Raw genomic sequence first — 11,205 nt, forward strand, 5'->3', positions numbered from 1 at the left:
CGACGCCGACTTCCTGAATCTCGTCGCGACCGTGGTCGCCGATCCGTGCCACAATGCCGAACTGCTGGTCGTCGGCGGGGCGGATCTGGTGCGGGCCCGGCAGACGGTGCCCGTGGACCACAATCCCGGGCTGCCGCCCGCCCGGCCCGATGCCGAATGGCTGCAGCCGCTCCGAGAGCGGGCCGCCGCCACCCGCCCACCCCGTTCCAAGACGCCGCTGTACCTGGGCGTGGCAGCGGTTCTCGCCGTGGCGGTTCTGACCGCCGGTGCCGTCGCATTGGTCCGAGCCACCGGCGGCCAAAGCGAAGCCGTCGCGTCCACCGCGACGACCACCGTCGTGAACCCGGCCGATGCCGAATCGGACGCCGACGCCGGTCCGTACGCCGACACCGGCCCGGGTCCCGACACCGGCCCGGGCCCCGGCGCTGGTCCGGCTCCCAGTGCCGGTCCGGCTCCCGATGCCGGGCCGGGCCCGGACGCGGGACCGCGCACGGTCGGGGCGATCCGGTTCACCGTCCCGGACGGCTGGCTGGTCCGGGGCCCCGCGGCCGACTCCTCCCAGCGTCTCGAGCTGGTCCCCGGCGCCGGTCCACGGGCCCGGATCACGGTGACCCAGCAGCGGGTCGCCGCGGACGCGGGCTACGACGCCGTCGCAGCCGCGCTGGAGGCACAGATGGCCTCGCGCCCAGCGGGTTCGGTGTCCGCCATCCGGCGCGATGTGGTCTTCGCGGGGCGTCGAGGACTGGCCTATACCGAGCATCCGGACGACGGATCCACCGTTGACTGGCATGTTATCGTCGAGCACAGCATCCAGATCAGTATCGGATGCCAATATCGGACAGGGGGGCAGGACTCGATCACACCTATCTGTGAAGACCTCGCCGCCTCGCTGGAGGTCACTCCGTGACGCCGGCCGGGGGGCTTCTGAAATTCGTTGGAACCGACTGGGCGGGTATCGCGTCCAATCACCATGAAGACAAGTTCGGACCATTTGCGGGCGCAGGGGTCCGGATCCGAACTCTCGAAAAGGAGGACCCATGGCGGGCAACGTCACTACCGACCTCGCGGCTATGGAGGTCGCGGCCAAACACGTCGAGACTGTGAACTCGCAGCTGCAGAGCGAAATCGGAAATGTTCGCAATATCGTGGCGGGTTCCGAGGGGAACTGGAAGGGCGGCGCCGCCGCTACCTTCGTCAAGGTCATGGCCGACTACGACTCCCAGTCGAAGAAGCTCCATGACGTGCTGGCCGAGATCGCTGTGCTGATCCGCGAAAACGGCAAGGGCTACGACCAGGCGGAGCAGGCGAACCAGGAGGCGTTCCACAACTCCGGGCTGTCGTCCGAGCTGGGCTCCAGCCTGAACATCTAGATCTCACCAGCAACCTGAGCTCATAGGAGTACGACATGTCTTTGCAGTATTCAGAGGGCCAGCTCATGGCCATGGCCGGCGATATTCGGACATCGAAGGGGCGGCTGTCCGAGACCCATACCGAGCTGGGCAACTACGTGAACCAGCTGGCTGCTGCCTGGGAGACCAGCGAGGCCAAGGACGCGTATCGGGCCAAGCAGGCGCGATGGGATGACGCCCACAACCAGCTGATGGACATCATGGAGCGCATTGCCAAGGTCGTCGAGGACGGTGCGATCAACATGACTTCGACGGATAGGCAGAACGCATCCCGTTGGCTCTGAACCGGCCGATTTCGTAGTCGCTACGGTTCGAGAATATGTCCCGGGCAATATTGCCCGGGACATATTTTCTTGTCGGCTGGATTCACTCGGCGTGATCCAACAGCAGGTACTGAGCCGCCGCCTTTTGATGCACATCCTGGAGTTGGCCCGCTTCTACCACTACGGTGTGGCGACCGTGCGTGAAGGCGCATTCGATTCGTTTGATCGTCTCGGTTTCTTCCGCACAGCTCGCGGACGGGAGTCCGGGCGGCGGATCGACAGCCTGATACGAACTGTCGCGCTGAGATACGAAGAAGGCCTGCAGTCGTTTCGCGGCGGGCGCGTCGGCGGCGCGATAGATGGATGATGCGCCGCGCATCACGAGATCGACACGGGCATCGTCGAAGGCTCGCTGTGTGAGCCCGGGCCGAGGCGCCAGCTGCAGGGCGACTTCCGGAGGCAGCACCATCTCTCCGACGCCTTCATCGGGCGGCAGGGTTACCGCCATCAGGCCGTCGCGATCAAGTGGCAGCCGCTCGAGCTCGCTGACCGGGGTGGGCCGGAAGTTCCGAAGTTTCTCGATCTGGGCATCCAGCAACCGGGCGGTCAGCGTGGCCAATGGATTGGGATCGGGTGGAATGTCCACACCGGCTCCGACATAGGTGTAGATCATGAACTCGGCATGCGGTACCCACGCCGCGACAGCGTCGTATCGAGTGATACGCCCGTGGCTCAGCGGATGGCCAGGAATTTCGATCGAGTTCTTCACACTGTCGCGGCGAGCGTCCGCCAGAACTGCCGCCGCGTGCGCCGCGGCGGCCGGATCGGAGAATCTCATCAGGGTGATGGAGGCATTCCGCCCGAGAACCGTGTCTTCGCGCCGTTGTCCGTTACCTCCCCATGCCGCGATCAGACCGGGAATCGCCGCGGAAAAATTCTCCAGCCCGATGCCCTCGTCGTATTTGGTGGGCGGATGCTGTGCCGTGAAAAACTTTCCGGCGGTCGAAACATGAACGTAGGCCAGCTTCGGATCGATCTCCGCGATCCGCGGCACGGCCTCCGCCATTCGCAGCGGTTCGAGCAGTTCCGTATTCGCGGGGGTGCGCAGTTGCTCGTCGGTTCGCGGGATGGTCGGGTAGTTGCCCGGCTGCAGAGCCGAAGCGTCGACCTGCGGTGTGGCCGGGGAGCCTCCCCCGCCGCAACCCGCCACCAGCAGGGCCATGACAACGCTGCACGCACCGGTAGCGAGGGTTCTGCCCGCGCGGTTCCGCTCGAACGGGATCGTCACTGCACAACCTTCGCGATGGCCGGTATCAGGTTGTCCACCAGCGTTTTCGGTGATTGATCTGTCCAGACCTGGAACGCTTGAACGGTCGAGATATCGTCGATGACCACAATGGTGGCCGCCGTACTCAGGAAGGTTCGCGGTAGTCCACCGAGGCCGCCGTTTCCGGCGCTGCTGTCCGACCGCATCACCAGTAGGACGTCGTACTGTCCGTGCAGGTCGAAACTGGTCGGAGACAGCTCACGGGGCGACGATTCGTTCCGGTCTTCCGGGACGTATTCGTCGCTGTATCGAAAACCGATATCGCGGAGGAAATTCGCCTGGGGCGAGCCGTCCAACTCCACCGAGAAGAGTGAATTGCCATAGTTGAACGCCGCCACGGTCTTACCGGCGAATTCGGGGTGCGCCGCGCGGACCTGAGCGAGGTCGGTGCCGTCCGCCGAACCGGTCCCGGTGTCGGCGAAAGTCCAGACGGCGGCGGTGAGGCCGAGTACGGCGGCAACAGCCAGCGCCGCGTAGACGAGTAACCGCGATCGGCGTTTCCTGCCGGGCCCGGCTGCCCCGGTATCGGCGCGCGGCTGGGTGATGACGAATTGCTGGTCTTGGAGTGTCGCCGCGGAGAATCTCGAAGCGGTGCCGTCATGCGCCGCCGGGGCCGCCGGGAATATCGTGCGCGGGGTCGGATAGCCGCCGGGAGCGGGAATCCGGGATCGCCCGGCGATCGCGGCCTCGGCCTCGGCGACGAACTCGCGGCATGAGTTGTATCGCTCGTGCGGGCTTTTCGCCAGAACTTTGGCGAAGACGCCGTCGAGTTCTGGCGGAAGATCGCGCCGGATACCCGAGATACTCGGTGGCGGCTCGTTCAGATGTCCCATCATCACCACCGCGGGCACGGTGGAGGGGTACGGGTTCTGGCCGGTGAGCAGCCGGAACATCGAGCAGCCGAGGCTGTAGATATCGGACCGATGGTCCAGCGGCTGTCCGAGAAGTTGCTCGGGTGACGCGTAGGCCACCGTGGCCATCAATTTCCCGGTGCCCGTCAAATCCTGTGCGTCCTCGACGGATTTCGCCACGCCGAAGTCGGTGAGCAGGACTCGTTCGATTTCGTCATCGGGTGAATTCGAGAGCAGGAAGTTCGCCGGTTTGATGTCACGGTGTAGCAGCCGCCGCCGGTGCGCGTAGTCGAGTCCCTTCCCGACTTCCGAGACAACGTGCAGCGCACGCTGGACACTCATCGGCGCCGGCCTGTCCTGGATCTCTTCGGAGGCGTCTGTGCCCGGCACATACTGCATGGCGATCCAGAGCCGGCCGTTCTCCTCGCCGCGGTTGTACACGGAGACGATATTCGGGTGGTCGAGGCCGGCCGCGAGACTGCCTTCCCGTTCGAACCGGGCTCGGAACTCCGGATCGCTGGACAGTTGCTCACTGAGGATCTTGATGGCGTCCCGGCGGGGGAGGCTGGGGTGCTGCGCAAGGTATACCGAGCCCATACCGCCGCTTCCGAGCATCCGCTCGATTCGGTACCCGCCGACAACGGCGCCGGGCGGCAATACCATCGCTTCCTCCTACGTACTGCTTTTCGTTCTCTGGGGCGGTTCGGACGGGACTGCCGGGTACCATCTCGGCCGCGAGCGGGCCCGCGGGCATCACACACTGCGTTTCGCGGCTCATGCGCTGTTCACCAGGAGCAAGTATTGGGCGGCCATCTTCTGGAACAACTCCGGATCCGCGATCGTGCCGATACCGGTGCCGCCCACCATCGCGACGTATCGGTCCTGGACCAGGACGCAGATATGCGTGTCGACCAGCAGGCTGGTGGTTTCTCGTACGAGGCATCGAGCGTCGGGCAACCCCGGCGGGCCCGGTATCTCCTCGTCGTAGTCACCCGGGCGGGTGAGTACCGTCTGGAGCGCGAATGCCTGAGCCGGTCCACCTGTCCGGTACACCGTAGATCCGTTTCTTCCGACGAAATCCACGTCGTAGGGGTCGTAATCCGGGATGGTTCCGGCGTCACCCTCGAAATGCCGATGTGCTCGCGCCGGATAGGCTCCGATATCGGACAGGGCCATCGAAATCATCGATTCGTCCGGCAAAGTCATTCGCATGATGCCGTCCCGGTCCCGGGGGAGGTCGAGCATATCGTCGGGTGGTGTGGGAACCAGATCGCGCAGTGCCGCGAGCTGCAGATCGAGCAGTTTCCGGAGGTCCTCGGACACCCGGTCGGCCTGGTCGGGCGGCGCGGTTATCGACCCGAACACGACGTAGGCCCCGGCCACATCCAGCAAGTGGGCTCGATCGCGGGCCGGCGACAGCGACGCCGATGCTCCCGGATGGCCCGAGATGGCCAGGCGCTCGCGCCCGGGGAACTGTCCGTCGAGTATTCGGTCGAACTCGGTTGCCGCGGTACGAGCCAGACTCTCGCTACCGAAGCGGAGCAACCCGATCACCATATGTTTCTCGCGTCGAGGAGAGTTGTTGCCGCGCGAGGTGATAGCGCCCGAAACGAGGAAGTTCTGCGTCGACGGGGATTCGAATTCCGCCGGGAGCAGCGAACCGAAGGCCGGGCCCTCGTCCACCACGAGTTCGGAATTGTCCAGGAATCGCAGTTCGGAATCGACCTGATGCGGGGAGACCAGAAACTCGAACATCCGCCGGGCTTCGAAAGAGTAGACATCGATGGAGGTGTCCACGTCCGGAGCGAACTCCGTCGGCTCGGTCGGGAACAGCCCGTGATCGAGCGTATCGACGGCCACGGGCGACATTCCGGGCCCGGCGTACCCGCTCACGGTTCGTCCGCATCCCACGGCCGTGACCACGACGAGAATCGCCACCACAGCGGTCCGGACCGCAGTGGCGGTGAGGGATCGGCAGGCCGGATCCACGCGGTTCATCGGCACCTTCTAACCGCTCGTCAGCAATGCGTACTGGGCCGAGGTCTTCTGGTGCAGGTCTTGGATCTGCAGACCATCGATCTGCGCGAAGTACCGGTCGACCTGGAAGGCGCAGAGCAGAGTCGGCGTCGCCGGCGCCGCGCCGACGGCCGAGCACGCTACGTTCTCGCCCAGGCCGTGCGGTGTGTCGATCGGCGTACCGGAAGCCGGATCGGTTCCGCGGGGGCGAAATCGGTCCCAGAGCACCTGTGCTCCCGCGGCGGTCGCGCTACGGATCACGATTCCTTCGCCGAGAGCTATATCGGTGACACGCCCCGCATCCAGAAAGTCCAGGCTGTTGATCCCACTCAGGGCGTGCAGGGCGCCCCGGCCCTTGAAAACACTCGTCGGTCCGGTGGCGGCGGCGATCTCCTGGGATTTGGGATGGGTGCGGGCCAGCAATCCGTCGGGGTCGAGAGGAAGACTTGCCAGCTGATCGCGCGGTGTGGGGCGGAACTCGTCCAAGAGCGGGAGTTGCGCGTCCAGTAATGCTTCGGTGCTACCCACCATGGTGGGGAGGTCGGCGCGGTTGGCGTTGTCGGTGTATTTGACGAATACGACATACCGGTCGTGACTGGTCCAGCTTCCCAGGGAGGCGGTTCCGGGGCGCCAATGCGCTCTGGTCTCGGGATACCTACCGAACGGAGCGGGACGGTTGTCGATGTTGAAGGTGTAATCGTCGTGCTCCAGACCGGCGGCAACGGTTTTCGCGGTTTCCGCGTCCGGAAACACCAGCACCGCGACGGCCATCTGCCGGGTCTCCGGGGTATCGCCGTCACCGGTCGACCAGTTGTGCACCCAGCCCGTGACCAGATCCTTCGCCACCTCGTCGAATGTGTCGTTGACGACGAGGGATTCCATATCCCTGCGGTCGAGTACCACCGGTTCCACGGGGCCGATATGGCGTGAGAAGGCCGGATCGATCTCGAAAGGTATGACGACGAAGTCGCCGAGCCGGTGGGCCTCCCGGATACGGCCCGCCTTCTCGGTGCCCGCGGTTCCGTATTCGATCGGCTCGGTGGGGTAGTTGCCCACGGTCAAGCCGGACGTATCCGTGGGCACCCGAACCGCACGGCCTTCCACCGCGGAGCCGCACCCGGCGACAGCGGCCATCAGGATCCCGGCGACCAGCGCACCCCCGATCCGAAGCAGCCCAACACTCTTCGATCGGTGCATACGGCCCCCCTAACGATTTGCGATCCCGCGGAATCGTACTGCACAACGCGGCCTCCCGACCGGCTACGGATGGTCCGGAGCGGGCCGGTCGACCCTGGTGGGTGCAGTGTGGAAAGCCCGGCCGACCCGGTGCGGCCAGGACCGGACGGGGACGGATCACGGCGCCGCGTGCTCCGCACCGGACGCCGCAGCCGCGTTCCGGGCGCAGCATCTGGATGATTGGGAGTGTGCGTCTCCGCAGGTACGGCATCAGCGCCGTTTCGTTCGTCGTGTTACTTCTCGCCGGGTGCGGGGGTGGCGAGGATCTGGTGCCCATTCCCGAGGGGATCCCGCCCGGCCCCGGGGTGCCGCTGCCGGTGATCGATATCGATGCCCCCGGCCGGACCGCGGTGCAGTTGAACGGCTGGTCCGCCGATCACGCCGGGGCGCTGAGAATGCCCGTGACCGCGCTGGAGGCGTACGGGTACGCGGCGGCGGTGATGGGGCGCGCGCGGCCGGACTGCGGGATCGGCTGGACCACGCTGGCCGGGATCGGGAGCGTGGAAAGCGATCACGGGCGGCACCGGGGCGCCGAGGTACGCGATGACGGGCTGGTGCAGCCGTCGATCATCGGTATTCCGCTGGACGGGTCCCCGGGGGTGGCCGAGATCCGCGATTCCGACGGCGGCCGGCTCGACGGCGACCGGGTATTCGACCGGGCGGTGGGGCCGATGCAGTTCATTCCGGAGACCTGGCGCAAATGGGGCGTGGACGCCAACGGCGACGGGGTCGCGGATCCGCACAGTATCGATGACGCCGCGCTGACCGCCGCCCGCTATCTGTGCGTCAGCGGCGGGGACCTGCGCACCGCCGAGGGGTGGAGCCGGGCGCTGTTCACCTACAACAGGTCGCAGAGCTATATGGAGCTCGTCCGTGACCGCGCGGCGGCCTACAGCGTGGGGCGCCGGGCGTGACCTGTGCGGGAAGTCGGGCCGGGGCCGGTCGGGGCGGCGGATGGACTGGCCGCGACCGGGCCTATTAGGCTCGCAACCGCACGGCTCTTCCCTGATCACTACCGTGCCAGCAGCCGAAGGAGTGTTGTTTTCGTGGCCATCATCGAACAGGTCGGAGCTCGCGAGATCCTGGATTCTCGGGGTAACCCCACTGTCGAGGTCGAGATCGCCCTCGACGACGGCACCCTGACCCGCGCGGCGGTACCGTCCGGGGCGTCCACCGGCGAGCACGAGGCCGTGGAACTGCGCGACGGCGGGGAGCGCTACAACGGCAAGGGGGTGCAGAAGGCGGTCGAGGGTGTCCTCGACGAGATCGCGCCGGCCGTGATCGGCCTCGACGCGGTCGAGCAGCGCACCGTCGACCAGGCCCTGCTGGACCTGGACGGCACCCCGGACAAATCCCGGCTCGGCGCGAACGCGCTGCTGGGTGTTTCGCTCGCGGTGGCGCGGGCGGCGGCGGAGTCCTCGGGCCTGGAACTGTTCCGGTACCTGGGTGGCCCGAACGCCCACGTGCTTCCGGTGCCGATGATGAACATCCTCAACGGTGGCGCGCACGCCGATACCGGTGTGGATGTCCAGGAGTTCATGGTCGCCCCGATCGGCGCGCCCACCTTCAAGGAATCGCTGCGCTGGGGCGCGGAGGTCTACCACGCGCTCAAGGCGGTGCTGAAGGAGCGGGGCCTGGCCACCGGGCTGGGCGACGAGGGCGGGTTCGCCCCCGATGTCGCCGGTACCCGTGAGGCGCTGGACCTGATCAGCGTCGCGATCGGCAAGACCGGCCTGAAGCTGGGCCGGGATGTCGCGCTGGCGCTGGACGTGGCGGCCACCGAGTTCTTCCGCGACGGTGCCTACCAGTTCGAGGGTTCGGCCCGCTCGGCGTCGGAGATGACCAAGTTCTACGCCGAGCTGAAGGCGTCGTACCCGCTGGTCTCCATCGAGGATCCGCTGTCGGAGGACGACTGGGACGGCTGGGTGGCGCTCACCGATGAGATCGGTGACAAGGTGCAGCTGGTCGGCGACGACCTGTTCGTCACCAACCCCGATCGTCTCGAGGACGGTATCGCCAAGGGCGCGGCCAACGCGCTGCTGGTGAAGGTGAACCAGATCGGCACCCTCACCGAAACCCTGGACGCCGTGGAACTGGCGCACCGCAACGGGTACAAGACGATGATGTCGCATCGTTCGGGCGAGACCGAGGACACCACCATCGCCGATCTGGCGGTCGCGGTCGGCAGCGGTCAGATCAAGACCGGCGCCCCGGCCCGCAGCGAGCGGGTGGCCAAGTACAACCAGCTGCTGCGGATCGAGGACGCGCTCGGCGATTCGGCCCGCTATGCCGGTGATGTGGCGTTCCCGCGGTTCACGTTCGAGGACTGAGTAGATGTCGGAGCGGCGTGCGCGCGGTAGCAGCCCCGCGGGGCGGGGCGACCGCCGCACGTCGCGCGCGCCGCGGCGGCGCCCGGCCGCCGAAGTGCACGGCGGCGCCGAGCGGGTGCGGCGCACCGTCCGGGGCTCGGGCGCCCGCGAACAGGGCGCGCGGGACTGGTCGGAACGGACCATCTTCGGGTTGTCCGCCGGTAAGGCGATCATCCTGGCGATGGTGATCTGCGCGCTGGCGATGACCCTGGCCGTACCCATGCGGACCTATTTCACCCAGCGCGCCGAGGCCGATCAGCTGGCCGCCGAACGCCGCGTCCTCGCCGACGATATCGCCCGGTTGAAGGACCGCCGGGCCCAGCAGGAGGACCCCGCCTACATCCGGTCCGAGGCCCGCGACAGGTTGCGTCTGGTGATGCCAGGTGAGACGCCCTATATCGTGCAGGTCCCGGGAATCGAGGCGCCCGCCGTCACCGGTCCGGCCGCACCGGAACGCGCGCCGGACCCGTGGTTCACGGATCTGTGGCGCAGTATCTCCGAACCACCCCCGAACCCCGAACCACCCGCGCCGCAGCCGGAAGGACCAAGGTGAGCACACCCGACGACCGAGATCTGCAGATCGTCGCCGAACAGTTGGGCCGCGCCCCGCGCGGGGTGCTCGCGATCGCCTACCGGACTCCCGACGGCCTGCCCGCGGTGGTGAAAACCGCGCCGAAACTCGACGACGGCACTCCGTTCCCCACGCTGTACTACCTCACCGACCCCCGGCTCACCGCCGAGGCGAGCAGGTTGGAGTCGGCGGGTGTGATGAAGGGGATGACCGAGCGCCTGGGTCACGATCCGGAGCTGGCCGCGGCCTACCGGGCAGCGCACGAGAGCTATCTGGCCGAGCGCGACGAGATCGAGTCGCTCGGTACCGATTTCAGTGGCGGCGGTATGCCGGACCGGGTGAAATGCCTGCACGTGCTGATCGCGCACTCGCTGGCGAAGGGACCGGGGGTCAATCCGCTCGGTGACGAGGCGGTGGCCCTGGCGGCGCGAAACGGGTTGCGTGGAATCGCCGTACCGGCCGACTGGCCGGATAACGTGGCGGTGGAAGACGAATCGTGACGCCGCGTCTCCTCCGCTTCGGCCACCGCGGCCCGCACCAACCGACGTCGAAGGAAGCACTATGACCGACCGGGTCGCCGCCGTGGATTGCGGCACGAACTCCATCCGCCTGCTGATCGCCGATATCGGCACCGACGGCGCCCTGACCGATGTGCATCGGGAGATGCGGATCGTGCGACTCGGCAAGGGCGTGGACGCGACCGGCCGGTTCGATCCGGAGGCCATCGAACGCACCCGTGTGGCCCTGGCCGATTACGCGGCGCTGATGATCGAGCACGAGGTGCGGCGGGTGCGGATGGTAGCGACCTCCGCCACCCGCGACGCCGCCAACCGGGAGGATTTCTTCGCCATGACCCGCGCCGAACTGGGCCGCGTCGTGGCCGGTGCGGAAGCGGAGGTCATCACCGGCGACGAGGAGGCGCGACTGTCGTTCGCCGGCGCGGTAGGAGAGCTGGCCGCGGAAGCGGGACCGTTCGTCGTGGTCGATCTGGGCGGCGGATCCACCGAACTGGTGGTCGGCGACGGCGACGGGGTGCGGGCGGCCTTCTCGGCCGATATCGGCTGCGTCCGGGTCACCGAACGCTGCCTGCACGGTAATCCCCCGACCCCGGAGCAGGTGGCCGCCGGACGGGAGTTCGCGACCGAGCGGCTCACCGAGGCGAT

General features: G+C 67.1%; 12 protein-coding genes. 8 read left to right on the forward strand and 4 right to left on the reverse strand.

Annotated elements, in window-relative coordinates; all coding sequences use genetic code 11:
- The 3 genes from ACWDU1_RS21830 to ACWDU1_RS21840 form a co-directional block, all read left to right on the forward strand.
- Positions 1–907: type VII secretion-associated protein (locus tag ACWDU1_RS21830; protein WP_450001024.1), on the forward strand; the 907-nt coding region annotated here is incomplete at its 5' end.
- A 130-nt stretch (positions 908–1,037) separates the two neighbouring features.
- Complete coding sequence (locus ACWDU1_RS21835) at positions 1,038–1,370, forward strand: WXG100 family type VII secretion target (RefSeq protein WP_450001025.1); 333 nt, start codon at positions 1,038–1,040, stop codon at positions 1,368–1,370.
- Between the two features lie 35 nt (positions 1,371–1,405).
- Entirely contained in the window at positions 1,406–1,693 is a 288-nt protein-coding gene (locus tag ACWDU1_RS21840; protein WP_450001026.1) for a WXG100 family type VII secretion target, read from the forward strand.
- A gap of 82 nt (positions 1,694–1,775) precedes the next feature.
- Here ACWDU1_RS21840 and ACWDU1_RS21845 read toward each other — a convergent pair whose 3' ends face one another.
- The 4 genes from ACWDU1_RS21845 to ACWDU1_RS21860 form a co-directional block, all read right to left on the reverse strand.
- Positions 1,776–2,960 (reverse strand): DUF7373 family lipoprotein, encoded by a 1,185-nt coding sequence (locus ACWDU1_RS21845; protein ID WP_450001027.1) that lies wholly within the window; start codon positions 2,958–2,960, stop codon positions 1,776–1,778.
- Positions 2,957–4,513 carry a serine/threonine-protein kinase gene (locus ACWDU1_RS21850; protein ID WP_450001029.1) on the reverse strand — a complete coding sequence of 519 codons (1,557 nt, stop codon included), beginning with the start codon at positions 4,511–4,513 and terminating at the stop codon, positions 2,957–2,959. Before ACWDU1_RS21850 ends, ACWDU1_RS21845 begins: the two co-directional genes overlap by 4 nt.
- A gap of 111 nt (positions 4,514–4,624) precedes the next feature.
- The gene (locus ACWDU1_RS21855; RefSeq protein ID WP_450001030.1) at positions 4,625–5,848 is read right to left on the reverse strand and encodes a DUF7373 family lipoprotein; all 1,224 of its coding nucleotides are present in this window, start codon (positions 5,846–5,848) and stop codon (positions 4,625–4,627) included.
- A gap of 9 nt (positions 5,849–5,857) precedes the next feature.
- On the reverse strand, positions 5,858–7,063 hold the full coding sequence (locus ACWDU1_RS21860; protein WP_450001032.1) for a DUF7373 family lipoprotein: 1,206 nt from the start codon (positions 7,061–7,063) through the stop codon (positions 5,858–5,860).
- Positions 7,064–7,278: 215 nt separating this feature from the next.
- Between ACWDU1_RS21860 and ACWDU1_RS21865 the strand changes: the two genes are divergently transcribed.
- From ACWDU1_RS21865 to ACWDU1_RS21885, 5 genes are all read left to right on the forward strand, one after another.
- Complete coding sequence (locus tag ACWDU1_RS21865; RefSeq protein ID WP_450001034.1) at positions 7,279–8,016, forward strand: lytic transglycosylase domain-containing protein; 738 nt, start codon at positions 7,279–7,281, stop codon at positions 8,014–8,016.
- A gap of 132 nt (positions 8,017–8,148) precedes the next feature.
- Positions 8,149–9,432, forward strand: coding sequence for a phosphopyruvate hydratase (gene eno, locus ACWDU1_RS21870; protein WP_450001035.1), 1,284 nt, complete (start codon positions 8,149–8,151; stop codon positions 9,430–9,432).
- Positions 9,433–9,436: 4 nt separating this feature from the next.
- Positions 9,437–10,024, forward strand: coding sequence for an FtsB family cell division protein (locus ACWDU1_RS21875; RefSeq protein ID WP_450001037.1), 588 nt, complete (start codon positions 9,437–9,439; stop codon positions 10,022–10,024).
- Positions 10,021–10,542 carry a DUF501 domain-containing protein gene (locus ACWDU1_RS21880; protein ID WP_450001038.1) on the forward strand — a complete coding sequence of 174 codons (522 nt, stop codon included), beginning with the start codon at positions 10,021–10,023 and terminating at the stop codon, positions 10,540–10,542. The genes ACWDU1_RS21875 and ACWDU1_RS21880 overlap by 4 nt, the downstream gene beginning before the upstream one ends.
- A gap of 61 nt (positions 10,543–10,603) precedes the next feature.
- The coding region (locus tag ACWDU1_RS21885) for a Ppx/GppA phosphatase family protein (protein WP_450001039.1) at positions 10,604–11,205 on the forward strand (602 nt) is incomplete at its 3' end.

It is taken from the genome of Nocardia sp. NPDC003345, from assembly GCF_053589395.1.

Bases quoted from the DNA above. Each gene is read 5' to 3' on its own strand.
- ACWDU1_RS21835 (WP_450001025.1), top strand. From the start codon at position 1,038: ATGGCGGGCAACGTCACTACCGACCTCGCGGCTATGGAGGTCGCGGCC.
- ACWDU1_RS21840 (WP_450001026.1), top strand. From the start codon at position 1,406: ATGTCTTTGCAGTATTCAGAGGGCCAGCTCATGGCCATGGCCGGCGAT.
- ACWDU1_RS21850 (WP_450001029.1), bottom strand. From the start codon at position 4,513: ATGGTATTGCCGCCCGGCGCCGTTGTCGGCGGGTACCGAATCGAGCGG.
- ACWDU1_RS21855 (WP_450001030.1), bottom strand. From the start codon at position 5,848: ATGAACCGCGTGGATCCGGCCTGCCGATCCCTCACCGCCACTGCGGTC.
- ACWDU1_RS21860 (WP_450001032.1), bottom strand. From the start codon at position 7,063: ATGCACCGATCGAAGAGTGTTGGGCTGCTTCGGATCGGGGGTGCGCTG.
- ACWDU1_RS21865 (WP_450001034.1), top strand. From the start codon at position 7,279: ATGATTGGGAGTGTGCGTCTCCGCAGGTACGGCATCAGCGCCGTTTCG.
- ACWDU1_RS21875 (WP_450001037.1), top strand. From the start codon at position 9,437: ATGTCGGAGCGGCGTGCGCGCGGTAGCAGCCCCGCGGGGCGGGGCGAC.